Raw genomic sequence first — 26,956 nt, forward strand, 5'->3', positions numbered from 1 at the left:
CGCATGGCCACAACAGTCTCGCACACCTTCGCGCCCGACCTCTCGCCAATCGCGATCCGCAATTTCAGCAAGGAGCGCTATGTCTCGCCCGAGTGGCTGGAGCGCGAACGCACCGACCTGTGGGCGACAAGCTGGCTGGTGGCTGGAGTAGCCTGTGATGTGCGCGAAGCGGGGCAATTCATCACCTTCGATATCGGTGCGGAAAGCATTATTATCGCCCGCGGCGCCGACCGGCTCCTGCGCGCCATGCACAATACCTGCACCCATCGCGGCACCAAACTTGTTACCGAGCCGATGGGATCATTGAGGAAGTTCGTCTGCCCCTATCATGCGTGGGTCTATGGCCTCGATGGCAGCCTCGAAAGCGTGCCGGGGGCCGCGCGGTTCTCCAATGGCGTGCCGCGCGAAAAGCTGGGTCTTCGGCCAGTCGAGGTTGAAGAAGCCTTGGGCCTCATCTTCGTCCGGCTGACGCCAGGCGCGTTGTCGCTAGCGGATTTTCTCGCGCCCCTGCACGAAGCAATCGGGACCTATCGCCTCGATTTGATGGATGTCACCAACGACCAGACTGTCTCTCACCTCTGCAACTGGAAGGCGATTATCGACAATTTCGCCGAGCTTTATCACGTCCCCTTCCTCCACCCGATCCATCGCCGGATGTTTGATTGCGCCACCGCCCCGATTGCGCTGTTCGACCACGGTCACACGGCGGTCTACGTGGAGGGCGGCGTGACAGATTCGGGCTTCCCCACACCCGAAGTGCCAAGCGACATGCAGGCCATGCAGCTAGAGGCGTTCGGGCTCGACCCTGCTGACTATCGCGGACTGGTGGGGGCGATCAGGCCCGCACTGCAGCGGGCCAAGCGCGCGCTCGCTGGGGAGCAAGGCCTAGCCTATGACTCCTTCACCGACGCGCAGTTGACCGATGTCTGGCAGTTCAACCTGTTCCCCAACGTCATCCTCTCGGTCACGCCAGAAAGTGCGTGGCTGATGCGGTCGCGGCCCGATGTTACCGATCCGGGCCGAAGCATACTCGACATGATCACGCTGGTGCGCTTCCACGGCGAAGAAAGCCCTGAAGCTGCCGGGAGCGATGAGGCGGACGGCGCGCGCATCGGCACCCACTTCCGCCTCAACGGTCCGCGCCCGGCCGATTACATCAGGCCGCCGCGTGATGCCTTCACCCACGAAGACATCATCGCAGGGCGCAAGACTATGACGGTGACGATCGACGAGGACATCTCGCTGCTTGGCCGCGTGCAACAGGGCATGGCCTCGCGCGGCTTTGATAGCGTCTGGCTCAGCGACGAGGAATGTCGCGTCCAGCATTTCCACGACGCGCTCGACGCGAGCCTCGGGGCGTGAAGCGGTTATCGCTTAAGGGGAAGGGATGGTGGACGCACTTGGGCTCGAACCAAGGACCCGCTGATTAAGAGTCAGCTGCTCTACCAACTGAGCTATGCGTCCATTCCGACAAGGTCGGACAGCGAAACGAAGGGCCGAAGCCGCGTCCCGATTCGCGTGAGGCGCTGCATTTAGCGCGTCTCGCCCTGATGGCAAGGGCCTATTCGCGCGAAATCGTTGCTAGACCGTCAGGCCCCGGCGCGGGGCCATGCGGTTCCAGCGATTGACCATCATCAGGAGGCCGATGCAGATCATGTTGGTCATCATCGACGAGCCGCCATGGCTCATCCACGGCAGCGGAATGCCCTTGGCGGGTGCCATGCCCATCACCATCAGCAGGTTGATCGCGATGTAGAAGAAGATCGTCGCGGTCGCCCCGGCGGCGAGCAGGGCGCAGAAGCGATCCTGCGATTCGTTCGCGACCTTCCACCCCCACCGCAGGATCAGCGCATACATCGTCAGCACGAACAGCCCGCCCACCAGGCCCCATTCTTCGGCCATGGTGGCGAAGACGAAATCGGTGTGGGGTTCGGGCAGATAATTGAGGTGGCTCTGCGTGCCGTTGTTGAAGCCCTTGCCAAAAATCCCGCCCGATCCGATTGCGATCTTAGACTGGGCGATGTGATAGCCTGCGCCCAGCGGATCATTTTCGGGATCGAGGAAAGTCGTGACGCGCGCTTGTTGGTAGGGGCGAAGCGCGAAGAAATAGATCAGCGGCATCGCGGCAATTCCGGTGCCGCCCGCCAGCAAAAACCACCAAAGCGGCAGGCCGGCGAGGAACATCACCACCACCCCGCCGAACGCAATGGCCACGGACGTGCCAAGGTCGGGCTGCAACAGCACCAGCGAAATAGGCAGCACGATCAGCATCCCGGATGGCACCACCGATCGCCACGATCCGATCATCCCGGCCGGGAGCGTTTCGTAGAACCGAGCCATCGCCAGCACCACCGCGGGCTTCATGATCTCGGAAGGCTGGATGCGGATCGGCCCGGCTTCGAGCCAGCGCTGGCTCCCGCCGCCGACCTGGCCAACGATCTCAACCCCCAGCAACATGACCAGCACGGCCAGATAGGCGGGATAGGTCAGCACCCGCACTGCGTCGCGCGGCATGGAGGCGATGATCGCCGCCATTACCGAAAACACCAGAAATCGGATGAAGTGCGACATCGCAAAGGGCTGCATCGAGCCGCCACCTGCTGAATAGAGCACCAGACCGCCAAAGCCCGTGATCAGCAGCAACGGGATCAGCATCTCCCAAGGCTGGCGGGCAATCGGTTCGGGTACGATTCCGCGGGCGGCGATGGTGTTCATTCGCTGATCTCCGCGGCCGGCGGGGCAGGGGCGGGGGCCGCAGGCGCTGTGGTTGGCGGCGGGGCGGCAGCACCCGGCGGGGTGCCGGAGGGATTGGCTTCGGGACGCGGCGCGATCACTTCGTCAGCGATAGCTTCGGGCTGAGTGGCAGCGCGGCGGGCTTCGGCCTCGACCCGGTCGAAGATTTCCTCCTCCCGGCGCGGCGGACGGCTGACGCTGGCCCCACGCTCGGCAGCATAGGCAGCATAGCGCGCTTCGAGCCGCTGCTGCGCGGTGCCGCCCCATCCGGCTTCCAGCGCGGCGAGCGCCTCCAGCCCCTTGGCCGGGTCGAACAGGAAGGTCATCACATCGCGCGCAATCGGATAGGCCGATCCTGACCCGCCGCCATGCTCGATCACCACAGCGCCCGCATAGCGCGGGTTGTCATAGGGGGCGAAGAAGATGAACAACCCGTGGTCGCGGTACTTCCACGGCCCGGACTTGCCGTTGGAGATCGAGAGCGAGACGACCTGCGCCGTCCCGGTCTTGCCCGCCATCAGCGTGCCATCGATCGGCAGGCGCGCGCGGCCTGCTGTGCCGGGGCCGTTGACCACATCACTCATTGCCTTGCGGACATATTCGACCTGCTCAAGCGGGAAGTCGATATTGTCGAAGCCCTTGGGCTTGGTATCGAGCGTCAGGCGCGGCATGACATGGCGGCCTGTTGCAAGGCGTGATGCCATCACCGCGAGCTGTAATGGGCTGGAGAGCATGTAGCCCTGGCCGATAGTGGCGTTGACGGTGTCGAACGCTTGCCATTCGCGGCCCCACTTCTTCATCTTCCACGCCGGGTCAGGCACTGTGCCGAAGAACTGGCTGGTGACGGGGAGGGGGAATTCCTGCCCCATCCCGCAGCGCCGCGCCATCGCGGCAATCGGGTCCATCCCGATCCGCTGGGCCATTGAGTAAAAATAGACGTCGCAGCTTTGGTAGATGCCTTTGGCCATGTCGACCGAGCCATGCCCGCGGCGGTTCCAGCAGCCGAACCGCCGATTGCCGACCTGCAGGCCGCCGCCGCAGAACACCGTCTCGTTCGGATCAATCCCAGCCTGCATAAACGCCATCGAGACCATCGGTTTGACCGTGGAACCGGGCGGATAAAGCCCCTTCAGCACCTTGTTGCGCAGCGGCACACGCTCGTCATCGCGCAACATCGCGTATTCAACCCCGCCGATGCCATCCGAGAAGGAATTGGGATCGAAGCTCGGCATTGACGCCATGCAGAGCAGGTCGCCGGATCGGCAGTCCATCACCACCACCGAGCCGCTTTCGAGCCCGATGCGGCGCGCGGCATAATCCTGTAACGGGCCGTCAATGGTAAGGCGGACGGGCTGGCCCTGCACATCCTCGCGCGTTTCGAGATCGCGCACGATCCGCCCGCCCGCCGTCACCTCGACCCGCCGCGCACCGGGGACGCCGCGCAGATTCTTCTCGAACTGCTTTTCCAGCCCGTCCTTGCCGATCTTGTAACCCGGCGTGATCAGCAGCGGGTTGGGGTCTTTCTCGTATTCCTCGGCAGAGGCAGGGCCGACATAGCCGATCAGGTGGCCGACGCTGGATGCGGTCGGGTAGAAACGCGAGAAGCCGCGCTGCGGCACCACGCCGGGAAGGTCGGGCAAGCGCACGCTAAGGGCAGCAAATTGTTCGTAGCCCAGACCGCTGGCCACCTCGACCGGCTGAAACCCGCGCGCGGTTGAAACCTTGTCCTTGATGTCGGCAATCCGTGCCGGTTCCAGCGACAGCAACTGGCCAAGCCGGTCGATCGTCGCGTCGGCATTCACCAGTCGTTCCGGGATGAGATCGACGCGGAAATCGGCGCGGTTCGACGCCAGCGGCGCGCCGTTGCGGTCAAGGATCCAGCCCCGCCGCGGCGGAACCAGTGTCAAATTGACCCGGTTGCTTTCGGATTCGAGCCGGTACTTCTCGTTCTCGGCGATGGCGAGATAGCCAAGCCGCAGCGCCAGCAGCACACCAACCCCGCCTTGCACGGCCCCGATCAGCAAGCCGCGACGCTCGAAACTGCCGCGCAGAATCGAGGCGTTGATCATGCGCGGGGTGCGCTCCGGTCCGTCACGCAGGAACGGGATCTTCATCAGTCGATCTTTCGCGCCCGGGCGAGGCGGAAGCGGTCAAGACCAGCAACCATGCGCGCGATTATCGGATAGAGCATCACTGACAGCAAGGCTTGTGGGAGGGCGACGATGAACATTTCGGGCGTTACGCTCGCACCCGAGACGAGCAGGGCGGCAAACCAGTAACTGACGGCAATGACCCCGGCGGTGAACCAGTCCTGCCAGAACCCGCGCCACGGAAAGCGGGTCTCGATCAGTTCGATCACAATCATCGCCAGCGACCATAGCAGGATCGCGCTACCGAAGGGCTGGCCGCTCACCAGATCGTCGAACGCCCCCAGCGGCGCCCCGGCCCACAGCGGCAGCAGCCCCGGGCGAACCATGCGCCAGCCCAACAGCAGCAGAAACCCCAGCGAGGGGAACAGCGGCATCAGGTCCGCGATCAGCAGCACCGGCAGAAGCGAGCCGAGCATGATCGTCACATAGGGAACGCTGCGGACGCGCCATGCATAGGGTGCGCGGTTAATGCGCAGTCCATAGATATCCGACCGGGCGCGGGGGTCGATCCGCTCCATCACTCCTCCCCGGCCGCAGCGCCCGAAGGCGGCGCAGGCGTGGGAGTGGGCGTGGCACCGGCAGCGGGTGAGGGGCCGGGCAGCACGGTGTCTTCGAGTTCAGCCACAGCGGCGGCTTCGTGCACCGGCTCGACCGCAACGAAATTGGTCGCCGAAGGCTCGGCCACCAAGCGCGCAATCCCGCCGTCGGGCGTGATCTTGGCAATCACCGCCACAGCCACGCCGGGGCGGTAATATCCGCCAGCACCGCTCGTCACCATCATGTCGCCCACCTTGAGCGGGTTCACGCCGAGATTGACCAGGCGAATGCGCAACAAGCCGTCACCGCGCCCTTCGGCAAAGGCAATCACATTGTCCTTGGCGCGGCGCACCGGCAGAACGCTCTCGCTATCGGTCAACAGCAGCACGCGGGCCGAGTTCCGTCCGGTCTCGAGCACGCGGCCGATCACCCCGCGCTCGGACAGGACGGGCATCCCCGGCGCTACTCCGCTGCTGGTCCCGGCGCTGATATAGGCATGTCGGCGCACGCTGGTCGCGGTCGAACCAACGAGCCGCGCCATCGCGACAGGCTTGGCCTCGCCATCGCGCAGGTCCAGCAAACCTTTCAGGCGCTGGTTCTCCGCCTTGATGGCGTCGGCTTCGGCGAGGCGGATGCGGGCGAGCTCGTTCTCGCGCCGCAGCTCGGCGTTTTGCTGGCCCGCGTTGAAATAGCCGGAAATCGTCGCGAAAAAGCCCTGCGAGCCCGAGCGCGTCACCGCGCCGCCCGTGCCGACGGGTGCGACGACATCGCTCGCCACCCCGCGCAGGGGTGCAAAAGCAGCCGGCTGCCACAACGACAGCGCCAACAGCGCCAGGCCGAGCACAGCCCCCGCTCCGGCCAAGAGGTAGCCGGTGAACAGCGAGAATTGCGCCTTCTTCGAAAAGCCCGAGCGGCGCGAAGAGGGAGGCGCCATGGGTTAGAGTCCCTTCTGCCGAACAGCCCGGCTCAGATGCAGGCGCGTCACGCGGTCATCAGCACGCCGCGATAGATCGGATCCTCCATCGCCCGGCCAGTGCCGATGGCGACGCACAGGAGCGGATCTTCGGCGACAGAGACCGGCAGGCCGGTTTCCTCACGCAGGTGCTCATCGAGCCGCCGAATCAAGGCACCGCCGCCAGTGAGCACTATACCCTGATCGACGATATCCGCAGCGAGTTCCGGCGCGGTGTTTTCCAGCGCGATCCGCACGCCTTCGACGATAGCGCCGATGGGTTCGCTCAGCGCTTCGGCGACATGCGCCTGATTGATCGTAATTTCCTTAGGGACGCCGTTCACAAGGTCGCGGCCCTTCAGGGTGATGGTTTCGCCGATGCCGTCTTCCGGGATCATGGCGATGCCGTAATCCTTCTTGATGCGCTCTGCGGTCGCATCGCCGATCAGCAGGTTGTGGTGGCGGCGCACGTAAGAGACGATCGCTTCGTCCATCTTGTCACCGCCGGTGCGGACCGAGGTGGTGTAAGCGAGGCCGCGCAAGGAAAGCACGGCGACTTCGGTGGTGCCGCCGCCGATGTCGACGACCATGCTGCCGACCGGTTCGGTCACTGGCATATCGGCGCCAATCGCGGCGGCCATCGGCTCAAGGATAAGGTGCACGTCCGATGCGCCAGCGTTCGAGGCCGCATCACGGATCGCGCGGCGTTCGACCGAGGTCGAGCCCGAGGGCACGCAGATCACGATTTCCGGGTAACGGAACATGCTCTTTTTGCCGTGCACCTTCTGGATGAAGTGCTTAATCATCTGTTCGGCCACTTCGATGTCGGCGATCACGCCGTCACGCAGCGGGCGGATCGCCTCAATGCTGTCCGGGGTCTTGCCCATCATCATCTTGGCATCGTTACCGACGGCCTTGACTCGGCGGATCCCGTTGATCGTCTCAATGGCGACCACGGAGGGTTCGTTCAGCACGATCCCCTGATCTTGCACATAGACCAGCGTGTTGGCGGTGCCGAGGTCGATCGCCATGTTTTGCGACCGGAATTTGAAGAAGTTGGACAGAAAGCTCATCGGTGGTGGTGTTCCAGTGGTGGCGAGGCTGCAAGCTGAACACGCGGTCGTTGCAGGGGAGTTCGACCCGGTTATGACATGACACCGCGCGCCTAGCGAATCCGCGCACAAAAGGCCAAAATATTTGTCCACCGCAGAACTGATTTCTGGGGGTGTAGTCTCGAAATTACGGCGGCTCACCGCTAGCGTGCGACAAATGCCCGAAATCCGCCGTCTCCCTTCCGCGCTTGTGAACCGTATTGCTGCGGGTGAGGTGGTCGAACGCCCGGCGGCGGCCCTGAAAGAGCTGGTCGAGAACGCGATCGATGCTGGTGCGCGGCGAATCGGTGTGGTACTTGCGGATGGCGGATTGCAGCGGATCGAAGTGGTCGATGATGGCTGCGGGATGGCGCCCGATGGCATGGCGCTGGCACTGGAACGGCACGCGACATCCAAGCTGCCCGATTCGCTGATTGGCCCGGAAGGCGCGATCGAGCTGGTGACGACGCTGGGCTTTCGCGGGGAGGCATTGCCGAGCATCGCCAGCGTGGCGCGCCTCACCATCGAAAGCCGCGAGGCTGGCGCCGCAGAAGGCTGGCGCCGCGTGGTCGATCACGGCGCGGTGCTGGCTGATGAACCCGCCGCGCTCCCGCCCGGCACGCGGGTGCGGGTGGAAGACCTGTTCGCCAAGGTGCCCGCGCGCCGTAAGTTCCTGCGCACGGCGCGCAGCGAATATGCGGCCTGCCTTGATGTGGTGCGGCGGCTCGCCATGGCGCGGCCCGATATTGCTTTCACGCTGGAGACAGTGGGTGATGCGGGCAAGCGGACAGTGCTCTCCCTGCAAGCGGATGAAGAGCTGGCAACCCGCGTGGCGCGGATCATCGCGCATGAACTGAAGGATAATTCTGTCGCCATCTCGCAGGAGCGCGACACGCCCTATGGGATGATGCGGCTGACGGGGCTGGCGGGCTTGCCGACCTATAATCGCGGCGTGGCCGATCATCAGTACCTGTTCGTCAATGGTCGTCCGGTGAAAGACCGGCTGCTGGTCGGCGCCGTGCGCGGGGCCTATGCCGATATGCTCGCGCGGGATCGTCACGCAGTGCTGGCGCTGTTCCTCGACCTGCCGCCGCAGGATGTTGATGTGAACGTCCACCCGGCCAAGACCGAGGTGCGCTTCCGCGACAGCGCAGGGGTGCGAGGGTTCATTGTTTCGGGGCTGCGGCAGGCATTGGCAACGGGTGACCGCCGGTCTGCGCAAGGCCCGGATCGTGCGGCGATGGGACGGTGGCAGGCCGAGCCGGTCGCACCAACAGCTGCTCCAATAGCCCCGATGCTGGAGAGCATTTTTACAGGCCGTGACTGGAGCGCTTCGCAGCCCCGCCTCGGCGAAGCGCGCCCAGTCTGGACAGCGCCGCTCGCCCAGCCACAGGGCCGCGCCGAGGAAGCCGCCCCGGTGCCTGCCGAGGCGCAGCAATACCCCCTCGGCATCGCGCGCGGGCAAGTGGCGAACACCTATATCGTCGCCGAATCCGCCGATGGGCTGGTGCTGGTCGATCAGCACGCCGCGCATGAACGCTTGGTGCTCGAACGCTTGCGCGCGGCCGGGGCGGAGGAAGCCAACCGCCGCAGCCAAGCCCTGCTGGTCCCCGATGTGGTCGAACTGGACGAGGTCGATTGCGAGCGGCTCGAAGACGCCGCCGAGGGGCTGGCGCGTTACGGCCTCGTGATCGAGCGCTTCGGCCCGAGCGCTATGCTGGTCCGCGCGGTTCCGGCAGCGATTGCCAAGGCGGACAGCGCGAGGTTGCTGCGCGATCTTGCTGACGACATCGCCAAGCACGGCAAGCAGGAAGACAGCGGCGCGCTGTTGCTGGCCGAGCGGCTTGAACTGGTGCTGGCGACGATGGCCTGCCACGGATCGGTGCGGGCCGGACGGGTGCTCAGCGTGGCGGAGATGAACGCGTTGCTGCGTGAAATGGAGGCAACGCCGAGATCAGGCCAGTGCAATCACGGGCGGCCGACCTGGGTGAAGCTGAGTATGGAGGATGTCGAGAAGCTGTTTGGGCGGCACTAGCCACGCTGGTCGTCGTCCCGGCGAAGGTCGGGATCCAGAGTGACAGACGTCGCTACGGAAGCAACTGGGCCCCGGCCTTCGCCGGGGTGACGAAGGAGGGCTAGGGCCGCCCTGTCTCACCCTCAAACATTGAACTTGAACAGCAGCACATCCCCGTCCTGCACGACGTATTCCTTGCCTTCCTGCCGCAGCTTGCCCGCTTCCTTTGCGCCCGCTTCGCCGCCGAGCGCCACGTAGTCATCGTAGGCAATCGTTTCGGCGCGGATAAAGCCGCGTTCGAAGTCCGAGTGGATTTCGCCCGCCGCCTGCGGGGCTTTCGCGCCCGCCGGGAACGTCCAGGCACGCGCTTCCTTGGGGCCGCAGGTGAAGAATGTCTTGAGGCCGAGCAGCTTGTACCCGGCCCGGATCACGCGGGCGAGGCCGCTTTCGGTGAGGCCGAGCGCTTCGAGGAATTCACCCCGATCTTCGACCGGCATCGTCACCAGATCGGCTTCGATGGCAGCCGAAACGACCACCGCTTCGGCGCCCTCAGCTGCGGCCTTGGCGAAGACCTTGGCCGACAGTTCATTGCCCTCAGCGGCGTCTTCTTCAGCGACGTTGCAGACGTAAAGCACCGGCTTGGCCGTGAGCAATTGCGCCTGCTTGAACAGCCGCTCTTCCTCGTCATCCCCCGGCACCGTCAGGCGTGCGGGCTTGCCTTCGCGCAGCAGCTCCAAAGCCTGCCCGAGCACGCTCGCCATCGCCTTGGCTTCCTTGTCACCCGCCGCGCCGCGCTTGGCAGCCGCGGGCACGCGCTTTTCGAGGCTTTCGAGGTCCGACAGCATCAACTCGGTCTCGACCACTTCGGCGTCGGCGATGGGATCGACCTTGTTGGCGACGTGCTGGATATCGTCATCCTCAAAGCACCGCAGCACGTGGACGATGGCATCCACCTCACGGATGTTGCCGAGGAACTGGTTGCCAAGGCCTTCGCCCTTGCTCGCGCCCTTCACGAGGCCGGCGATGTCGACGAAGCCGAGCTGCGTTTCGATGATCTTGGCGCTCTTGCCGATGGCCGCGATCTTTTGCAGCCTTTCATCCGGCACGGCGACCTGACCGACATTGGGCTCAATCGTGCAGAACGGATAATTCGCGGCCTGCGCGGCCTGCGTCTCGGTCAATGCATTGAACAAGGTGGACTTGCCCACGTTGGGCAGGCCAACGATCCCGCAACGGAAACCCATGATGATTGTCTCTTGGCTATCTGGAAAGCGCCGCCCTTAGCGGGGAGGGGAACGGATGGCTAGAGGCGGTGCTCAGACCAAGCCGTGGCGCACCCGCCATTCGGCCAAAGCTGCGGGGGAGCGCAGGCGGATAACCTTGCCCGAATATCCCGCAAGCTTCGCCTCGGTACGCACACGCGGGCCGGTGTTCCAGTTCATGACGTACCAGAAGAACGCGGCATCGAAGCGCTCCGGGCAGCCCTCCGGCATATCGGGCCGGGAACGGCCGCGATGGGTGATGATGCGCTTTGCGAGCCGCCACAGACACAGGCGGATCGGGAAATCGAGGTAGATCACCGTGTCCGCCCGTTCCAGACGCGGGGCAAGGGTGCTGCCATAGTTACCCTCGATTAGCCATGCGTCCTGCGCCACCACCTCAGCGAGCCGAGCATTCAGTTCGGCCTTCTCCGTCTCGACCCAACCCGCCTGCCAGCCCAGCTGATCCATGTGGACGAGCGGAAGGACCATAAGCGGGGCAAGCTCGCGGGCGAGGGTGCTCTTGCCCGACCCGCAGGGGCCGATGAGGAGGACGCGGCGCATGGCCGATCAGTCTGCGCTGATCGGTAGCAGCCGAGAATCGCAAACCGCAGCCGTCCGGTGGGCGGTGATCTTCATGCTTTCTGGATCGCTTGCAAAGGCGAGGAAGCTCGCTTTGCTATTCTGCCGCACAAGCAGGACATGATCCCAGATTTCAGCAGCTGGCCCAATCAGGAAATTCGCCGAAGTACCTGAAAGCAGCACCTCGCCGCCGCTTCGATTCAGCAATGGCAACATTTCGCGCATGTAACGGGCATAGGCCTCCGCCCCGCTGACGGGCGCAGGCGGCGCAAGGTCAGGGGCATGGGTGTAATCGGCTGTTTCACGGAACCGCAGCAGGTTGAGCATCACCACTGGACCTTCACCGGGTGATCCGAAAAAGGCTGCGCCCTGTTCCTGACTGACCTCGAGATAGGCAGCGCCGTCGGTCATGGGGTCATATCCTGCATCCTCAGCGCAACATCATTCATGAAGCGCACGTCATCGCCCTTTGCCAGCCATTCTGCCTCCGCGCCAATTGCGCCCAGCATGGCGACCAGATCATCCTGTTCATCCTTGGCGAAATTGCCGAGCACGTGGCCTGTCACCCGGTCCTTGTGTCCCGGATGGCCGATGCCGAGCCGGATGCGGCGGAACTCTGCGCCCAAATGCTGGTCGATCGACCGCAGACCGTTGTGCCCGGCATGGCCGCCGCCCTGCTTCACCTTGACCTTGAAGGGGGCGAGGTCGAGTTCGTCATGGAACACGGTCAGCGCTTCGGTACCGAGCTTGTAGAAGCGCAGTGCCTCACCGACAGCGCGGCCGCTTTCGTTCATGAACGTGGCGGGCTTCAGTAGCAGCACCTTGTGGCTGCCGATCCGGCCTTCCTGCACCCAGCCCTGAAACTTGGTCTGGATTGGGCCGAAGCCATGCATATCGGCAATGACGTCCACGGCCATGAAGCCGACATTGTGCCGGTGGAGCGCATAGCGCGGTCCGGGATTTCCAAGGCCGACCCAGATTTGCATGGCAAGTCCCCTAGCTGCCGCTCACACAAAACGAAACGCCGGACTTCTTGCGAAGCCCGGCGTTCGATAGCCGCAATAGGCAATGATCGCTTATTCAGCGGTCGTCGTGTCGCCTTCGCTGCTCTTGAGCGCCGAGGGGGCGACGAGCGTGGCGATGGTGAAGTCGCGGTCGGTGATCGCGCTGGTGACGCCCTTGGGCAGGGTCACTTCGCTGATGTGGATCGAGTCGCCCAGATCCTTACCGGTCACGTCGATCTGGATATCATCCGGAATGTCGGCGTTGGGGCAGATAAGTTCCAGCTCGTGACGAACGATGTTGAGCACGCCGCCCTTCTTGAGGCCGGGCGATGCGTCTTCGTTGACGAACACGACGGGCACCTGCACCTGAACCATGCTGTCGCCGGTCATGCGCAGGAAGTCGACGTGCAGCGGACGGTCGGTCACCGGGTGGAACGCAACATCCTTGGGCAGAGTGCGAATGATCTTGCCACCGATCTCGATGTTGACGATCGAGTTCATGAAGTGACCGGTCATCAATTGCTTGACCAGTTCCTTCTGCTCGACGTGGATCAGGGTGGGTTCTTCCTTGCCGCCATAAATGACAGCAGGTGTCCGACCATCGCGGCGAATTGCACGGGAGGCTCCCTTGCCAGCCCGTTCGCGCGCTTCAGCCGGCAGGTTCAGAGCTTCGCTCATAATCGTGCCTTTCGAATGCATGTTGAAAGAGTATCATCGAACGCACCGCCTCCAGGGATGACCGGAGCGTCGAAGCGCGGGCCCTTAGAGAGAGAAGGCCCGTTTGGCAACCGCTTTAGGCCGCAGCCCTCAGGGCAGGCGCCGGATAAGGTAGCCTTGGGCCTGAAGCAGAGCGGCCAACCCGTCGGGCCCAACGAGGTGCGCCGTGCCGACGGCGATCAAGGGGAGGGGGGCCTCTTGCAGCAGCGGGCTGAGCGCAGCGGCCCAGCGGCGGTTGCGATCCGTGAGCAGGGCGGCGCGCAAGGCGGGATCTGCCAGAAAGCCTTCGCGGGTGGATTGTTCGATCGTCGCAGCATCACCAGCCAGCCACGCGCGCTGGAGCCGGGCGGGGTCCTTGCGCGCGGCCTCGCTCCCGCGCACCACGGCGGCGAGCATACTGCGCTGCTGCGCTTCAGTCAGGCGGTCGAAGATTGAAAGCTGCGCTGCCGCACCCTCCAGCTCGCGCACCGGACGATCGGCAAAGTCATTGATCAGCGCACGGTCGACCCCATTGGCCGGATCGCCAGTCGCATCAACCTGCGCCAGCATGATCGCCGCCGCCCAGGTCTCGACTGCGGCAAAGCGCGTGCGTTCGATCCCGCCGCGCTCCAGCAAGTCGGTGAGCGAGTTGGCCAGATCGTCCGGCAGTCTTTGTTCGAGGGTAGGCAGGCCCGGAGTGGTGCTCAGTTCCGTGAAGGTCCCGGCGACCCGCTCGCCATCATCCAGCGCGGCAATTTCAACCACCAGCAGGTCGGCGGCATCGGTCGCCTGCGTAATCGCGGGCGTGCGCCATTCGGTGTCGTCGGGGAGGGCATGGATCGTGCCGACCATCCAGCCCTCCACCGTTCCATCGGCCGAGGCGATTTCATAGAGCAGCGGATTGGGCGGGGTTCTGTCCCCTGCGGCCTCGCCGGGTGCATCGCTGCATCCGGCAAGGCCAAGGAGGAAGAGGGGGGCAAGGATCGCAGCTGCGGCTCTACGCACCGCAATCAGCAATCCTGCCCCCCGTTCCGTGGTCATTGCGGCAGCGCCCCGATCACTTCACGCGGCTGACGGTGATACCCTTTTGCGCGAGGTAATCCTGCACGCTCTGGGCACCTGCAAGGTGACCTGCACCGACCGCGACGAACACCGTGCCGGGCTGGTCGAGCCGAGCGTCGACCCACTCGGCCCAGTTGGCGTTACGGCTGTAGAGCAGGGCGTCGGCAACGGCGGGATCGGTCATGCCTTCGTTCATGATGGCAGCGAGTTCGTCGGCATCGCCCTCGGCCCATTCGGCGACCATCCGGTTCAGCATCGGCGCGGTTTCGTCCATGCCTTCGATGGCTTCCATCATAAAGGTGATCTGGGCGGCCTGATCCATCCCGTCAAAAATGCCGAGCTGGAATTCCGCCGTCTCCAGTGCACCCTGCGGCTTGTCGCCGACCTTCGACAGCAACACCTTCTCCACGCCCGCGCCGGGGGTATAGCCCTGCTGCATCAGCGGGATCAGCGACATGGTGAGGCCGGTCAGCCAGGGCTTGATCTGGTCAAACGCTTCGGGCGGGGCGCCGAGCTTGGCGAGGGCCGCTTCGTAAGTGACCGTTTGCTCAGGCGTGAGCAAAGAGCGCAGGGTGGTGCCTGCGGGCAGACTGCCCTTGCTTTGGGCAAGCTGGCCCATGGCCGCTTCACTGGCCGCGTCCATCGGGATTTCGGTCACGATCATGTCGGAACCGGTGAGCGCCTTGGCGATGGTGTCATCGTACCACTCGATCCCTGCGGGAAGGACGTGGACGGTGCCGAACAGGTAGATGGTGGTGTCCGCATCCGCGACCTTCCACAGCGCGGGGCCCTTGGCAGCGGGTGCAGCGGCGGTTTCGGTAGCGGCATGGTTGTCAGCCAGAGCGGGGCTGGCGGCCAGCAGTGCAAAGGGGGCAGCGGTAAGGGCAAGCAGTGAAGCGAATTTCATCGGGTGGTTCCTTTCGGGGGGTTATGAGAGTGTGGGGGAGGAGAAACGTTGGGGCAAGTAAGCTGACACGATCCGGAGGATCAGAGCCGCCAGCGGGCATAAATAAACGACGCGAACATCGACACATAAGCGATAGCGAAGATCCCGAAGGCGTGCGGCGGCGGCACGAAGCCACCGGCGTGAAGCACAGCCCAAACCGGGAAACCCGCAAGCACCGATACGCAGCCGCCGGTAAAGGCGATGAAGTTCTGCTCGCGCTTGTAATCATCGATCATGCGGAAACCGTAGAGCGGCAGGACCATAAAGGCGCCCATCAGCAACGCCGCCAATACCAGCGCCAGCAGCGGCGGCAGTTTGAGGTCTTCCCAATTGCCGCCAAACAGGTTGCCGTCGCCTTGATCGAAGAGGCCGGTGGCAAGTCCGATCACGCCGCCAATACCGGCGGCAACGCCGATATAGATCATCTGCGTGCGATTGCGCTGGCGGGTGCGCGCCTCGCCGGGGCCGGTTGAGAGCGCCTCGCCCGAAGTCACGCGCGGCCAGAACCGCCAAGTCGCGTATATGACGCCAGCCATGGCCAGCACGATGCCGCCGATGATGGCGATATCCGTCGCGCTGGTGTTACCACCTTCGGTCACCGCGCTGATGAAACCAACTGCCGTTGCGCCAAGGAATATCAGCGCAATGACGCCGCCGATCACAATGGCAATGCGGACGAGCATTACGGCACCTTCGGACATTCCGGTGCCGGTGCGAGGGGGATCAAAGTTCGTCATCGAAAATCTCCTCGATCCGCATGTCGAACAGGCGGGCAATTCTGAAGGCGAGGGGGAGCGAGGGGTCGTGCTTGCCGGTCTCGATCGCGTTGACTGCCTGACGCGACACGTCGAGCCGCCCGGCGAGTTCCGCCTGTGACCAGTCGCGTTCGGCGCGCAGGACTTTGAGGCGGTTTTTCATCGGGTCAAAAACCCAGCGCGCCCACCGCCTTGGCGATCAGATTACCGACGGCGTAGCCGCTCAGGCCAAGCATAGCGAAGACCTGCCAACGCTTGACGCAGATCGTTTCAACAAGGGCTGTCATCACAAAACTCCATCACATCGACCTGACCGGCTTGTCAGGTATGCCTGACTATATGTCGCGATTCGCTGACTATGTCAAGATGACCTGACTTTGTGTCACTATCGCCTGACTTGCCTATGCCCGCGCCCCGTGTTGCTGCGCTGCGGCATTGACGCAAATGGGGTGTTCGGCCATGGCGAGCCGCCATGAGTGCTGCACCCCTTTACAAGCCTGCTCCGCGCGATCCGGCGCGTTCGTTTCAGGACATGATCCTGACGCTCCACGACTTCTGGAGCGCCGAGGCCGGCTGCGTCATCCTCCAGCCCTATGACATGCGCATGGGCGCGGGGACGTTCCACACGGCGACCACTCTGCGCGCGCTCGGGCCGGAGCCGTGGAACGCGGCGTTCGTCCAGCCCTGCCGCCGTCCGACCGATGGGCGCTATGGCGAAAACCCCAACCGGTTGCAGCATTACTACCAGTATCAGGTGATCTTGAAGCCTTCGCCCAGCGACATTCAGGAGCTCTACCTGAAAAGCCTCAGCGCCATCGGCATTGATCCGCTGGCGCATGATATCCGCTTCGTCGAGGACGACTGGGAGTCGCCCACGCTCGGCGCGTGGGGGCTGGGCTGGGAGGTCTGGTGTGACGGGATGGAAGTCACCCAGTTCACCTATTTCCAGCAGATGGGCGGTTTCGACTGCAAGCCGGTCGCAGGCGAGTTGACCTACGGGCTTGAGCGTCTGGCGATGTATATTCAGAGCGTCGACAACGTTTACGATCTGGCGTTCAATGCGTCGGGCGTTTCTTATGGCGACGTGTTCCTTGAGAACGAGCGCCAGATGTCGAAGTGGAACTTCGAGGTCGCGGATACCGACGCGCTGTTCGACCTCTTCGCTAAGGCCGAGGCCGAGTGCCGCAATGCTCTGTCCGCAGGCGTACCCATCGCCGCCTATGAGCAGGCCGTCGAGGCGAGCCACGTGTTCAACCTACTGCAAGCGCGCGGCGTGATTTCGGTGCAGGAACGCGCCAGCTACATGGGCCGGGTGCGCGACTTGGCGCGGTCGTCTTGCGAGGCTTACGCGCAGAAGATGACGCCGGAGTGGGAAGCGAAATATCCCGAGTGGAGTCTCGTCTGATGGCTGACTTCCTTCTCGAGCTGCGCTGCGAGGAAATCCCCGCCCGGATGCAACCGAAGGCCAAGGAGGATCTGGCGCGGCTGTTTGCCGATGCACTCGCTAAGGCCGGCTTGCCGGTGGGAGAGATCGAAACCTTCGCCACCCCGCGCCGACTGGCGCTGATCGCCAAGGACCTGCCGCTTGCCACCGAGGCTGTGAGCGAGGAAACCAAGGGGCCAAAGGTAGGCGCACCGCCGCAGGCGCTCGAGGGTTTCTTGCGCAAGGTCGGCCTTACCGCGGAGCAGCTGGTCGAACGTGACGGCGTGTATTTCGCCGTGGTCGAGAAGCCGGGACGCGACACCGCTGCGGTGCTCGCCGAAACCATCCCGGCGATCATCCGCGCCTTTCCCTGGCCCAAGTCGATGCGCTGGGGCGAAGCGTCGCTCAGCACCGAGTCCTTGCGCTGGGTGCGTCCGCTTTCCGGGATCATCGCCTTGTTGGACGGCGCGGTCGTCCCTTGCGAGATCGACGGCATCGCGAGCGGGCGCACGACGATGGGACACCGGTTCCATCATTCCGGCCCGGTCGCAATCGCCGATGCCGGGAGCTATATCGAAACCCTGCGCGCGGCCCATGTGGTCGTCCATTTCTCCGAGCGCTGCAAACTGATCCGCGACGGCGCGGCCAAGGTTGCTGCCGAGGCTGGCCTGACATTGGTTGCCGACGAAGGGCTGGTGATCGAGAACGCCGGCCTCACCGAATGGCCGGTGCCGCTGCTCGGCCGCTTTGACGAGGCGTTCCTCGACGTGCCGCCCGAGGTGATCCAGCTCACCGCGCGGGTGAACCAGAAGTATTTTGTGTGTCAGACGCCGGACGGCAACCTCGCCAACGCCTTTGTCTGCACCGCCAATATCGACGCGATTGACCCCGCAGTGGTGGTTGACGGCAACCGCAAGGTGCTCGCCGCGCGGCTGTCCGATGCCCGTTTTTTCTGGGAGCAGGATCAGAAGACATCGCTTGCGGATCACGCGCAGAAGCTGGCGCGGATTACCTTCCACGAAAAGCTGGGCACGGTGGCCAACAAGGTCGAGCGCGTGGCGAAACTGGCGCGGTGGTTGTGTGAGGAGGGGATTGTCGCGGGCGACCCCGACCTAGCCGAACAAGCCGCGCGCCTGTGCAAGGCTGACCTCGTCACCGAGATGGTGGGCGAATTCCCCGAATTGCAGGGCCTGATGGGCGGTTACTACGCCGCCAAGGAAGGTCTGCCGCAGGAGGTCGCCGAGGCGATCCGCGATCACTACAAGCCGGTCGGGCAGGGCGATGATGTGCCCACTGCGCCCGTGACAGTGGCGGTGTCGCTGGCGGATAAGCTGGATACGTTGGTTTCGTTCTTCGCTATCAACGAAACTCCAACTGGTTCAAAGGACCCGTTCGCGTTGAGGCGCGCGACTCTGGGCACCTTAGGTCTAGGACTGACCAATCTAAACCAACTTCCCGTCGAGCGGATTGCAGAAGCAGTAATTGAAATTTGGCTTGAGTCGATCCTTTACGAGCCGCACGCAATTACCCAAACCCTTTCTGGAAGCGACCTTTCACCGGGAAAGCATGACCCTGAGTATGTTTTGTCCGGCGCTTATGAGAATGATCTCCGAGACGGTATCCAAAGCCTCAAAGAGTTCACCACCGACTTCTTCGCCGACCGCCTCAAAGTCCAGCAGCGCGAGGCGGGCGTTCGCCACGACCTGATCGACGCGGTGTTCGCGCTTGGTGGGGAGGATGATCTTGTCCGCTTGCTCGCCCGCGTCCATGCGCTGCAAGCCTTCGTCACCACCGAGGACGGCACCAACCTCCTCGCAGGCTACAAGCGTGCGGCGAATATCCTCAAGAAAGAAAACTATCCCGTCACCCCGGCGCAGGCCGGGGCCCAGAACGATGGGGCAGAACTGGGTTCCGGCCTGCGCCGGAATGACGATGGTGCGGTTGAGCTTTCCTACACGCCCGAACCGGCCGAAAAGGCGCTGATCGACGCGCTTGATGCCGCCGCCCCGCGCGCTGCGCAGGCGGTGGCGGACGAACGGTTCGCCGATGCGATGGCAGCGCTCGCCACCTTGCGCGCTCCCATTGACCGGTTCTTTGAAGAGGTGACCGTCAACGACGCGGATGCGAACAAGCGCGCCGCGCGGCTTGCGCTGCTGGCGCGTTTCCGCGATGCGGTCCACCGGGTCGCCGATTTCAGTCGGATCGAGGGGTAGCCCCCCCGCCACCACGCCAAGTGTCAACTTCGATTTTCGGCATGATAGCATAGTGAATTCAAGGGCTTGTTGTCATATTTGGCGCTTGACACGGTGTCAACTTTGTCAACTTCGCCGCACCAACCGAGGACTGCCATGACGTTGAAGACGGTCTATGTTTTCGGAGGCAACGCCGACCACTCCGACCCGCGCCAGAAGGACAAGACCGTCGCTGGCGGCAAGGGCGCCAACCTCGCTGAAATGGCGAGCATCGGCCTGCCAGTGCCCCCGGGCTTCACGATTACGACCGAAGAATGCGTGCGTTATCTGCAAGATGGCGCGGATTTCTCCGATGATCTGCGAACTGCCGTCGCCGCCGCGCTGACCCATGTGGAAGCGACTGTGGGCAAGAGGTTTGGCGATGCGGCCGATCCGCTGCTGGTCTCGGTCCGCTCAGGCGCGCGGGTGTCGATGCCCGGGATGATGGACACGGTCCTCAACCTCGGGCTGAACGATGCGACGGTCCAAGGGCTTGCCACCTCCTCGGGCGATGCGCGGTTCGCTTGGGACAGCTACCGCCGGTTCATCCAGATGTATTCCGACGTAGTGCTCGGGATTGATCACGGATTGTTCGAGGAAGCGCTCGAGATCGCCAAGGAAGACAAGGGCTTCTACAACGATACCGAGATGGCGGCTGAAGATTGGCAGGCGCTGGTGGCCGAGTATAACACCATCGTCGCCGACGAACTGGGTCGCCCGTTCCCACAGGACGTTCACGAACAGCTGTGGGGTGCGATCCGCGCCGTGTTCGACAGCTGGGATAGCGACCGCGCCAAGGTCTATCGCCGCTTGAACGATATTCCGGGCGACTGGGGCACGGCGGTCAATGTGCAGGCGATGGTGTTCGGCAACATGGGCGAAACCAGCGCCACCGGCGTCGCCTTCACCCGCGACCCGGCGACCGGCAACCGCGCCTATTACGGCGAATACCTGATCAATGCGCAGGGCGAGGACGTGGTCGCGGGCATTCGCACGCCGCAATATCTGACCAAGGCCGCACGCGAGACGGCAGGTGCCAAGCCGCTGTCGATGGAAGAGGCGCTGCCTGACGCCTACGCGGAACTCGCCCGCGTGTTCGATCTGCTGGAACTGCATTACAAAGACATGCAGGACATCGAATTCACGGTGGAACGCGGCAAGCTGTGGATGCTGCAAACGCGCTCCGGTAAGCGCACTGCCAAGGCCGCGCTCAAGATGGCGGTCGACATGGTGGCCGAAGGGCTGATCGATGAGCGCGAGGCGGTTCGGCGGGTTGATCCGATGGCGCTGGACCAGCTGCTGCACCCGACGCTCGACCCCAAGGCCGAGCGGAATGTGCTGACCACCGGCCTGCCAGCCTCGCCAGGCGCGGCGGCGGGCAAGATCGTGCTGGATGCCGATACGGCCGAGCAATGGGCCGGGCGCGGTGAGAAGGTCATTCTGGTGCGGGTCGAAACCAGCCCGGAGGACATCCACGGGATGCACGCGGCGCAGGGCATTCTGACCGCGCGCGGCGGGATGACCAGCCACGCGGCGGTGGTTGCTCGCGGGATGGGTCGGCCGTGCGTGTCTGGCGCAGGCGCAGTGTCGATCGACCGCGCGACGCGCAAGCTCAGGATCGGCTCCACCGAGCTGAAGGAAGGCGACGCGATCACGCTCGACGGGGCGACCGGGCAGGTGATGCTCGGCATCGTCCCCACGGTCGAACCGGAGCTGGCAGGCGATTTCGGCACGCTGATGGTGTGGGCGGATAAGCTGCGGCGGATGAAGGTGCGGACCAATGCCGAAACGCCCGATGACTGCCGCATGGCGCGGCAGTTCGGCGCGGAAGGCATCGGGTTGTGCCGGACTGAGCATATGTTCTTTGAAGCCTCGCGTATCTCGCTGGTTCGCCAGATGATTTTGGCCGATGATGAAGCCGGACGCCGCCGTGCGCTTGAGCAACTTCTGCCCGAACAGCGCGCCGATTTCACTGCGATCTTCGAGGTGATGGCTGGGCTGCCGTGCACGATCCGCTTGCTCGATCCGCCGCTCCACGAGTTCCTCCCCCATGCGGACGAGGATTTTGCAGATTTGGCCGATGCGACCGGGTTGGGTGTGGATCACCTCAAGCGCCGCGCGGGCGAACTGCATGAATTCAACCCGATGCTCGGCCATCGCGGCTGCCGTCTCGGGATTACCTATCCCGAAATTTACGAGATGCAGGCGCGCGCGATCTTTGAGGCGGTGTGTGCGGTGAAGGCCTCCTCGGGCGAAGCGCCGTTGCCGGAGATTATGATCCCGCTGGTCGCCACCAAGCGGGAACTGGCGATCCTGCGCGCACTGATCGATCGGGTGGCCGAAGCGGTGTTCGCCGAGGTCGGCACACGGGTCGAGTATCTGGTCGGCACGATGATCGAATTGCCGCGCGCTGCGCTGATGGCGGGCGATATTGCCGAGGAAGGCGCGTTCTTCAGCTTCGGCACCAATGACCTGACGCAGACGACGCTCGGCGTCTCGCGCGATGATGCGGCGCGGTTCCTCAGCGTCTATGTCGACAAGGGCATTTTCCCGCGTGATCCCTTCGTCAGCCTCGATATCGAAGGCGTCGGTCAGCTGGTCGAACTGGCGGCAGAGCGGGGCAGGGCGACCCGGCCCGACATCAAGCTCGGTATCTGCGGCGAGCATGGCGGCGATCCGGCGAGCATCGCCTTCTGCGAGAAGGTGGGGCTCGATTACGTCAGCGCCTCGCCATACCGCGTGCCGATCGCGCGGCTTGCGGCAGCCCAGGCGGCGCTGAAGAAGGCCTAGGTTCCGGCGAGCGAGCGGCGCCCGGTCAGGGTGATGATCTCGAAGGTCTCGGCGGTCTTGCCATCGGCGTCGGCGCGCGCGGCAAAGGCGGCGCGGGCGCGGGCGAGAGCGGTTTTGCCAAGCGGCGCAGCAGGCTTCGCTAGCGCATTGCCAAGGCCCTGATCGCGCAGGTCGGCGACCAAGCGGTCGAGGCTTGCGTAGCGCACCGTCAGCGTATGGGTGTCGACCACCGGGTCCTTCCAGCCGGCGCGCTGGAGCAATCCCGGCGCAGCGCGCGGATCGACCAGTGGGTGGATCCGGGCCGCAGGACGGTCGGGCTCGGCGGCGAACATGGCGGCGCGCAAGGCGGGAAGGCTCTGGCCGCCGACGAAGTGCGTCATCACCAACCCGCCAGGGGCAAGCGCATTGCGCAAATGGATCAGCGCACCGGGCAAGTCGTTCACAGCATCGAGGAGGCCGAACACTACGATCAGCTCATATCCGCCAGAGGGATGCGGCGCTTCAAGGTCGAGCGCAGCCGGTTCTTCGACTGCCGCACCCTGCTCCCGAAGCGATGCCACGAGTGTCCCGGTCGAATCGCCAAGCACCAATGCCCGCGCAGGCTCGTGGCGCAGGAAGGCAAGGCGCTCCAGCGTGTCCTCGATCATGTCCTCGGCGATGAAGCGCGCAGCATCGGAACCCGCCGAGCGGTGCCGCGCGCGGGTGAGGCGCAGAGTGCGGCGGTGGGCGCTGAAGATCATGGGGATCGCAGGAGCATTCATCGCTCGCGCCCTGCCGTGCTTGCCAGCGCAGTGCAAGCCGTGCGACACCTTGCGCCATGGTCGCGGTCGCACGCTTTGCCAGACATTTCGGACCCGTGGTGGATGTGCTCTATCCGCCGCGGTGCCCTTCGTGCGGGGTTACGATTGCCAGTCAGGCTGGGCTGTGCACAGATTGCTGGAGCAGCCTTGAGGTGCCCACCCCCACCGAGAACGAAGTCGGCGCGGTGCCGATCTATGCGGCAACCTATTACAACGAGACGTCGCGCAAGCTGGTGCTGGCTTACAAACATGGCGGGCGGATTGCGCTGGCGCGGCTGCTCGCGCAGCTGGTTGCGGCACGCTTGCCCGAGTCGCAGGAGGGGCGTGCGCCGCCGGTGTTGGTGCCGGTTCCGCTCCACCGCTGGCGGCTATGGCAGCGCGGGTTCAACCAAGCTGCCCTGCTGACCCATGAGCTGGCGCGGTTAGGAAAGGGCGAACCCGCGGTCGAGGCTTTGGCGCGGCATAAGCGCACGCCCAATCTCGGCGGGTTGGGGCGCGAGGCACGCGAGCGGGTGCTGACCGGGACGATCCGGCTCAATCCTGCAAGGTCGGCGCGTTTGGCGGGGCGGGATGTCGTGCTGGTGGATGACGTATTGACCAGCGGGGCAACGAGCAGAGCCTGTATTGCAGCGATGTCCGAGGCTGGGGCTGCGTCGATTTCAGTCGCCTGTTTCGCCCGGGTCGATCAGGATCATCGCCTCATCCATCCGTAAAACATAACGCCCGAGGTCTTTCGACCCCGGGCGCCACGTGACGAAACGGTGCGGATCCACCCTTGCAGGCTGTGGCAGCGACCCCCTAACTTCGCTGCCGGGATCCAATCCCTATCGTTCAATCGGTCGCGCTGGCACCCCGCTGCCAGCTTGCGGTCCGATCACCCCCTGAACCTGACACCGGGCGGTGCCATTGTTCGGTGGAGAACCCCTTGCGAAGGCTCCTGACGCGCTTGTTCCACGCTGTTGCATTCGGCGGAAGATCAAACCTGTGATAGGCGCATTTTTTGCGTGCGCCTGTTGTGTGCGTGCAACAATCGTCGCATGAGCGCGCCGCTTACGACATTTATCGCGCACGGGGACGGGCCCGCGCGCATCACCTATCTGCGTGGAGATACAAGGTGACCGGCACAAGCCTGACCCCTGAAGAGCGCGAGAGCGGCGCCGTGTTCGCGCCGAAGTTTGACGCGGCTGGACTGCTCACCGCAGTGGTCGTCGATGATGCCAGCGGCGAAGTGCTGGTGGTCGCGCACATGAACGCCGAGGCGCTTGAGGCGACACTCAGCACCGGCAAGGTCCACTTCTGGTCACGTTCGCGTGGGGCCTTGTGGATGAAGGGCGAGACATCCGGGAATGTCCTGACTGTCGTGCAGACGCTGGTCGATTGTGATCAGGACGCGCTGGTGATCCGTGCCGTGCCTTCGGGGCCAACCTGCCACACGGGTGCGCGCAGTTGCTTTTATCGGCAGATCGATGTGCGCGATGGCAAGCCGGTGCTTGTGAGGCTCTGAACTTGACGCTCACGTAAACGGAAGGTATGGAGCGGGCATGGCTACCGCTCCTGCACCCACCGAATCCTCGGACCCCGCCCAGCACGTTCCAAAGGATCCGGCCAGCGAGCCGCGTCGCAACGGCGCGCATCTCGACAGGCCCGATGTCCACGAGCGTGAACAGTTCACCATTTCCGACCTCACTTCGGAATTTGGCTGCACCGCCCGCGCGCTGCGGTTCTACGAGGACGAAGGCCTGATCAATCCGGCCCGCCTCGGTCTCACCCGCGTTTATTCCAAGCGCGACCGCGCCCGGCTTGCTTGGATCATGCGCGCCAAGAATGTCGGTTTCAGCCTCACTGAAATCCGCGAGATGATCGACCTCTACGATCTTGACGATGGCCGCGTCGAACAGCGCCGCGTCACGATCGCCAAGTGCCGCACGCACATCGCCAAGCTGAAAGAGCAGCGCGACGACATCGATAGCTCGATCAAGGAACTCACCGATTTTGTCGCCGAGATCGAGAAGCTCGACCTCGGCTGAGCCAATAGGCCCACCGCCTCTTCAAACAATGCTGCTCACCAAAGGGATCATGTGATGCCGACTTATACCGCCCCCACCCGCGATACGCGCTTCGTCGTCAACGAAGTGCTTGATTTGGCGAGCTACGGCAACCTGCCGGGTTTTGAGAACGCCACGCCTGATATGATCGACACCGTGATCAACGAGGCGGGCAAGTTCTGCGCCGAAGTGCTCGCGCCCGTCAATCAGGCGGGTGACGAGCATGGCTGCACCCGCCATGAAGATGGCAGCGTCACCACGCCTCCGGGCTTCAAGGAAGCCTATCAGGCTTACGTCGAAAGCGGTTGGGGCACGCTTGGGCAGCCGGTCGAATATGGCGGGCAGGGCCTGCCCCACGTGCTCAGCTTTGCTTTGGAGGAATTCTCCGGCACGGCCAATCAGGCTTTCGCCATGTATCCTGGCCTCACCGCCGGGGCGATCTCGGCGATCCTCGCCAAGGGTTCGGACGAGCAGAAGGCCGCTTACGTGCCCAAGATGATCTCGGGCGAATGGTCGGGGACCATGAACCTGACCGAGCCGCACTGCGGCACTGATCTCGGCATGATCCGCACCAAGGCCGTGCCGAACGGGGATGGTAGTTATGCGATCACCGGGACCAAGATCTTCATCTCGGCCGGCGAGCATGACCTCACCAGCAACATCATTCACTTGGTGCTGGCCAAGACCCCGGGCGCCCCCGACAGCGTCAAGGGCATCTCGCTGTTCATCGTGCCGAAGTTCCTGCTCGACGAGAACGGGGAACCGGGCGCGCGCAATGGCGTGACTTGCGGTTCCATCGAGAAGAAGATGGGCATCCACGGCAACGCGACCTGCCTGCTCAACTATGACGGTGCGACCGGTTACATGGTGGGCGAGGAGAACAAGGGCCTCGCCGCGATGTTCATCATGATGAACGCTGCGCGCCTTGGTGTCGGCATTCAGGGCTATGCCCAGGCCGAAGTCGCTTACCAGAACGCGGTGACTTACGCGCTTGATCGCCGTCAAGGCCGCGCGCTCACCGGCCCGGCCGATCCTGCCGCCAAGGCCGACCCGATCTTCGTCCACCCCGACGTGCGGCGGATGCTGATGGACGCCAAGGTGTTCACTGAATCGATGCGGGCGCTTTGCCTGTGGGGCGCGTTGCAGGTCGATCTGACCCACAAGGCGCAGACCCCGGAAGAACGCGAGCAAGCCGATCTGCTGATCGGACTGATGACCCCGGTCATCAAAGGCTACGGTACCGACAAGGGCTATGACATCGCCAACAACATGCAGCAGGTCTTTGGCGGCCACGGCTATGTGCGCGAATGGGGCATGGAGCAGTTCGTGCGCGATAGCCGCATCGCCATGATCTACGAGGGCGCCAACGGCGTGCAGGCGATGGATCTGTGCGGCCGCAAGCTGGCTGCGGGCGGCGGTAAGGCGATCCAGGCCTTCTTTGCGATGATCGACGAGGAGATCGCCGCGGCCAAGCAAGTGCCGGAACTGGCCTCAGTGGCCGAGCGGCTCGAAAAGGCGCTGGGCGAACAGAAGGCCGCGACCATGTGGTTCATGCAGAACGCGATGGCCAACCCCAACCACCTCGGCGCAGGCGCGCATCACTACATGCACATCATGGGCATCGTGACGCTCGGCTTCTTCTGGCTCAAGATGGCAAAGGTTGCCCTCGACAAGCTGGCGGGTGAGCCCGAGGACAAGGCGTTCTACGAGGCCAAGCTGGTTTCGGCGAATTACTACGCCGAGCGTTTCCTGCCTGATGCGGGCGCGCTGCGCCGCAAGCTTGAAGCGGGTAGCGAGTATATGATGAAGCTGCCGGCTGAGGCATTCGCCACGGCGGCGTAGGCCTCAATCGCCAATGGAATAACCAAGGGCCGCCCTGCCATCCG

Annotated in this window: 24 protein-coding genes and 1 tRNA gene; 9 read left to right on the forward strand and 16 right to left on the reverse strand. The window is 64.0% G+C overall.

The window, feature by feature from the left end; genetic code table 11:
• Nucleotides 1-3: 3 nt before the first annotated feature.
• On the forward strand, nucleotides 4-1,362 hold the full coding sequence (locus GRI59_RS09350) for an aromatic ring-hydroxylating oxygenase subunit alpha (protein WP_160760919.1): 1,359 nt from the start codon (nucleotides 4-6) through the stop codon (nucleotides 1,360-1,362).
• A 26-nt stretch (nucleotides 1,363-1,388) separates the two neighbouring features.
• Here GRI59_RS09350 and GRI59_RS09355 read toward each other — a convergent pair.
• The 6 genes from GRI59_RS09355 to GRI59_RS09380 all read right to left on the reverse strand — a co-directional run bounded on the left by GRI59_RS09355 (nucleotide 1,389) and on the right by GRI59_RS09380 (nucleotide 7,445).
• A tRNA-Lys gene (locus tag GRI59_RS09355) sits at nucleotides 1,389-1,464 on the reverse strand.
• Nucleotides 1,465-1,581: 117 nt separating this feature from the next.
• Nucleotides 1,582-2,715, reverse strand: a complete 1,134-nt coding sequence (gene rodA / locus GRI59_RS09360) for a rod shape-determining protein RodA (RefSeq protein ID WP_160760920.1) — start codon at nucleotides 2,713-2,715, stop codon at nucleotides 1,582-1,584.
• On the reverse strand, nucleotides 2,712-4,847 hold the full coding sequence (mrdA, locus tag GRI59_RS09365) for a penicillin-binding protein 2 (protein ID WP_160760921.1): 2,136 nt from the start codon (nucleotides 4,845-4,847) through the stop codon (nucleotides 2,712-2,714). Before mrdA ends, rodA begins: the two co-directional genes overlap by 4 nt.
• Entirely contained in the window at nucleotides 4,847-5,401 is a 555-nt protein-coding gene (locus tag GRI59_RS09370; protein ID WP_160760922.1) for a rod shape-determining protein MreD, read from the reverse strand. The genes mrdA and GRI59_RS09370 overlap by 1 nt, the downstream gene beginning before the upstream one ends.
• Nucleotides 5,401-6,354: a rod shape-determining protein MreC gene (gene mreC / locus GRI59_RS09375; protein ID WP_160760923.1), complete on the reverse strand. Its 954-nt coding sequence runs from the start codon at nucleotides 6,352-6,354 to the stop codon at nucleotides 5,401-5,403. Before mreC ends, GRI59_RS09370 begins: the two co-directional genes overlap by 1 nt.
• Nucleotides 6,355-6,401: 47 nt before the next feature.
• On the reverse strand, nucleotides 6,402-7,445 hold the full coding sequence (locus tag GRI59_RS09380) for a rod shape-determining protein (protein WP_160760924.1): 1,044 nt from the start codon (nucleotides 7,443-7,445) through the stop codon (nucleotides 6,402-6,404).
• A gap of 196 nt (nucleotides 7,446-7,641) precedes the next feature.
• Here GRI59_RS09380 and mutL point away from each other — a divergent pair, with 196 nt between their 5' ends.
• Complete coding sequence (gene mutL / locus GRI59_RS09385; RefSeq protein WP_160760925.1) at nucleotides 7,642-9,498, forward strand: DNA mismatch repair endonuclease MutL; 1,857 nt, start codon at nucleotides 7,642-7,644, stop codon at nucleotides 9,496-9,498.
• A 122-nt stretch (nucleotides 9,499-9,620) separates the two neighbouring features.
• Here mutL and ychF read toward each other — a convergent pair whose 3' ends face one another.
• From ychF to GRI59_RS09430, 9 genes are all read right to left on the reverse strand, one after another.
• Nucleotides 9,621-10,721 (reverse strand): redox-regulated ATPase YchF, encoded by a 1,101-nt coding sequence (gene ychF / locus GRI59_RS09390; protein ID WP_160760926.1) that lies wholly within the window; start codon nucleotides 10,719-10,721, stop codon nucleotides 9,621-9,623.
• A 72-nt stretch (nucleotides 10,722-10,793) separates the two neighbouring features.
• Complete coding sequence (locus GRI59_RS09395) at nucleotides 10,794-11,300, reverse strand: P-loop NTPase family protein (RefSeq protein WP_160760927.1); 507 nt, start codon at nucleotides 11,298-11,300, stop codon at nucleotides 10,794-10,796.
• A gap of 6 nt (nucleotides 11,301-11,306) precedes the next feature.
• Entirely contained in the window at nucleotides 11,307-11,729 is a 423-nt protein-coding gene (locus GRI59_RS09400; RefSeq protein ID WP_160760928.1) for a DUF1330 domain-containing protein, read from the reverse strand.
• Complete coding sequence (gene pth / locus GRI59_RS09405; RefSeq protein ID WP_160760929.1) at nucleotides 11,726-12,304, reverse strand: aminoacyl-tRNA hydrolase; 579 nt, start codon at nucleotides 12,302-12,304, stop codon at nucleotides 11,726-11,728. Before pth ends, GRI59_RS09400 begins: the two co-directional genes overlap by 4 nt.
• Nucleotides 12,305-12,394: 90 nt before the next feature.
• The gene (locus GRI59_RS09410) at nucleotides 12,395-13,000 is read right to left on the reverse strand and encodes a 50S ribosomal protein L25/general stress protein Ctc (RefSeq protein WP_160760930.1); all 606 of its coding nucleotides are present in this window, start codon (nucleotides 12,998-13,000) and stop codon (nucleotides 12,395-12,397) included.
• 129 nt (nucleotides 13,001-13,129) lie between these two features.
• A complete protein-coding gene (locus GRI59_RS09415) occupies nucleotides 13,130-14,059 on the reverse strand; it encodes a TraB/GumN family protein (RefSeq protein ID WP_160760931.1) in 930 nt (309 codons plus the stop codon).
• Between the two features lie 16 nt (nucleotides 14,060-14,075).
• Nucleotides 14,076-14,987: a TraB/GumN family protein gene (locus GRI59_RS09420; RefSeq protein ID WP_160760932.1), complete on the reverse strand. Its 912-nt coding sequence runs from the start codon at nucleotides 14,985-14,987 to the stop codon at nucleotides 14,076-14,078.
• An 80-nt stretch (nucleotides 14,988-15,067) separates the two neighbouring features.
• Nucleotides 15,068-15,763, reverse strand: a complete 696-nt coding sequence (locus GRI59_RS09425; RefSeq protein WP_160760933.1) for a hypothetical protein — start codon at nucleotides 15,761-15,763, stop codon at nucleotides 15,068-15,070.
• Nucleotides 15,750-15,944: a helix-turn-helix transcriptional regulator gene (locus tag GRI59_RS09430; RefSeq protein WP_086607507.1), complete on the reverse strand. Its 195-nt coding sequence runs from the start codon at nucleotides 15,942-15,944 to the stop codon at nucleotides 15,750-15,752. The genes GRI59_RS09425 and GRI59_RS09430 overlap by 14 nt, the downstream gene beginning before the upstream one ends.
• 309 nt (nucleotides 15,945-16,253) lie before the next feature.
• Between GRI59_RS09430 and GRI59_RS09435 the strand changes: the two genes are divergently transcribed.
• The 3 genes from GRI59_RS09435 to ppdK all read left to right on the forward strand — a co-directional run bounded on the left by GRI59_RS09435 (nucleotide 16,254) and on the right by ppdK (nucleotide 22,225).
• Nucleotides 16,254-17,186, forward strand: a complete 933-nt coding sequence (locus tag GRI59_RS09435; protein WP_160760934.1) for a glycine--tRNA ligase subunit alpha — start codon at nucleotides 16,254-16,256, stop codon at nucleotides 17,184-17,186.
• Nucleotides 17,186-19,417 (forward strand): glycine--tRNA ligase subunit beta, encoded by a 2,232-nt coding sequence (gene glyS, locus GRI59_RS09440; RefSeq protein ID WP_160760935.1) that lies wholly within the window; start codon nucleotides 17,186-17,188, stop codon nucleotides 19,415-19,417. The genes GRI59_RS09435 and glyS overlap by 1 nt, the downstream gene beginning before the upstream one ends.
• Nucleotides 19,418-19,552: 135 nt before the next feature.
• A complete protein-coding gene (gene ppdK / locus GRI59_RS09445; protein ID WP_160760936.1) occupies nucleotides 19,553-22,225 on the forward strand; it encodes a pyruvate, phosphate dikinase in 2,673 nt (890 codons plus the stop codon).
• On the opposite strand, the gene GRI59_RS09450 is transcribed toward ppdK, so the two are convergent.
• A complete protein-coding gene (locus tag GRI59_RS09450; protein ID WP_160760937.1) occupies nucleotides 22,222-22,986 on the reverse strand; it encodes a methyltransferase domain-containing protein in 765 nt (254 codons plus the stop codon). The genes ppdK and GRI59_RS09450 overlap by 4 nt on opposite strands.
• A gap of 56 nt (nucleotides 22,987-23,042) precedes the next feature.
• Between GRI59_RS09450 and GRI59_RS09455 the strand changes: the two genes are divergently transcribed.
• The 4 genes from GRI59_RS09455 (at nucleotide 23,043) to GRI59_RS09470 (ending at nucleotide 26,912) form a co-directional block, all read left to right on the forward strand.
• A complete protein-coding gene (locus tag GRI59_RS09455; RefSeq protein ID WP_160760938.1) occupies nucleotides 23,043-23,738 on the forward strand; it encodes a ComF family protein in 696 nt (231 codons plus the stop codon).
• A 401-nt stretch (nucleotides 23,739-24,139) separates the two neighbouring features.
• A complete protein-coding gene (gene hisI, locus GRI59_RS09460; RefSeq protein WP_337190253.1) occupies nucleotides 24,140-24,529 on the forward strand; it encodes a phosphoribosyl-AMP cyclohydrolase in 390 nt (129 codons plus the stop codon).
• Between the two features lie 37 nt (nucleotides 24,530-24,566).
• The gene (locus GRI59_RS09465) at nucleotides 24,567-25,052 is read left to right on the forward strand and encodes a MerR family transcriptional regulator (protein ID WP_160760939.1); all 486 of its coding nucleotides are present in this window, start codon (nucleotides 24,567-24,569) and stop codon (nucleotides 25,050-25,052) included.
• Between the two features lie 54 nt (nucleotides 25,053-25,106).
• Entirely contained in the window at nucleotides 25,107-26,912 is a 1,806-nt protein-coding gene (locus GRI59_RS09470) for an acyl-CoA dehydrogenase C-terminal domain-containing protein (protein ID WP_160760940.1), read from the forward strand.
• The last annotated feature ends 44 nt before the right edge of the window (nucleotides 26,913-26,956 follow it).

The organism is Erythrobacter ramosus, assembly GCF_009828055.1.
In the GTDB taxonomy this organism is placed as follows: Bacteria; Pseudomonadota; Alphaproteobacteria; order Sphingomonadales; family Sphingomonadaceae; genus Erythrobacter; species Erythrobacter ramosus.

Coding starts and splice junctions, on each gene's coding strand:
- GRI59_RS09350 (WP_160760919.1), top strand. CDS start 4: ATGGCCACAACAGTCTCGCACACCTTCGCGCCCGACCTCTCGCCAATC.
- rodA (WP_160760920.1), bottom strand. CDS start 2,715: ATGAACACCATCGCCGCCCGCGGAATCGTACCCGAACCGATTGCCCGC.
- mrdA (WP_160760921.1), bottom strand. CDS start 4,847: ATGAAGATCCCGTTCCTGCGTGACGGACCGGAGCGCACCCCGCGCATG.
- GRI59_RS09370 (WP_160760922.1), bottom strand. CDS start 5,401: ATGGAGCGGATCGACCCCCGCGCCCGGTCGGATATCTATGGACTGCGC.
- mreC (WP_160760923.1), bottom strand. CDS start 6,354: ATGGCGCCTCCCTCTTCGCGCCGCTCGGGCTTTTCGAAGAAGGCGCAA.
- GRI59_RS09380 (WP_160760924.1), bottom strand. CDS start 7,445: ATGAGCTTTCTGTCCAACTTCTTCAAATTCCGGTCGCAAAACATGGCG.
- mutL (WP_160760925.1), top strand. CDS start 7,642: ATGCCCGAAATCCGCCGTCTCCCTTCCGCGCTTGTGAACCGTATTGCT.
- ychF (WP_160760926.1), bottom strand. CDS start 10,721: ATGGGTTTCCGTTGCGGGATCGTTGGCCTGCCCAACGTGGGCAAGTCC.
- GRI59_RS09395 (WP_160760927.1), bottom strand. CDS start 11,300: ATGCGCCGCGTCCTCCTCATCGGCCCCTGCGGGTCGGGCAAGAGCACC.
- GRI59_RS09400 (WP_160760928.1), bottom strand. CDS start 11,729: ATGACCGACGGCGCTGCCTATCTCGAGGTCAGTCAGGAACAGGGCGCA.
- pth (WP_160760929.1), bottom strand. CDS start 12,304: ATGCAAATCTGGGTCGGCCTTGGAAATCCCGGACCGCGCTATGCGCTC.
- GRI59_RS09410 (WP_160760930.1), bottom strand. CDS start 13,000: ATGAGCGAAGCTCTGAACCTGCCGGCTGAAGCGCGCGAACGGGCTGGC.
- GRI59_RS09415 (WP_160760931.1), bottom strand. CDS start 14,059: ATGACCACGGAACGGGGGGCAGGATTGCTGATTGCGGTGCGTAGAGCC.
- GRI59_RS09420 (WP_160760932.1), bottom strand. CDS start 14,987: ATGAAATTCGCTTCACTGCTTGCCCTTACCGCTGCCCCCTTTGCACTG.
- GRI59_RS09425 (WP_160760933.1), bottom strand. CDS start 15,763: ATGACGAACTTTGATCCCCCTCGCACCGGCACCGGAATGTCCGAAGGT.
- GRI59_RS09430 (WP_086607507.1), bottom strand. CDS start 15,944: ATGAAAAACCGCCTCAAAGTCCTGCGCGCCGAACGCGACTGGTCACAG.
- GRI59_RS09435 (WP_160760934.1), top strand. CDS start 16,254: ATGAGTGCTGCACCCCTTTACAAGCCTGCTCCGCGCGATCCGGCGCGT.
- glyS (WP_160760935.1), top strand. CDS start 17,186: ATGGCTGACTTCCTTCTCGAGCTGCGCTGCGAGGAAATCCCCGCCCGG.
- ppdK (WP_160760936.1), top strand. CDS start 19,553: ATGACGTTGAAGACGGTCTATGTTTTCGGAGGCAACGCCGACCACTCC.
- GRI59_RS09450 (WP_160760937.1), bottom strand. CDS start 22,986: ATGAATGCTCCTGCGATCCCCATGATCTTCAGCGCCCACCGCCGCACT.
- GRI59_RS09455 (WP_160760938.1), top strand. CDS start 23,043: ATGGTCGCGGTCGCACGCTTTGCCAGACATTTCGGACCCGTGGTGGAT.
- GRI59_RS09465 (WP_160760939.1), top strand. CDS start 24,567: ATGGCTACCGCTCCTGCACCCACCGAATCCTCGGACCCCGCCCAGCAC.
- GRI59_RS09470 (WP_160760940.1), top strand. CDS start 25,107: ATGCCGACTTATACCGCCCCCACCCGCGATACGCGCTTCGTCGTCAAC.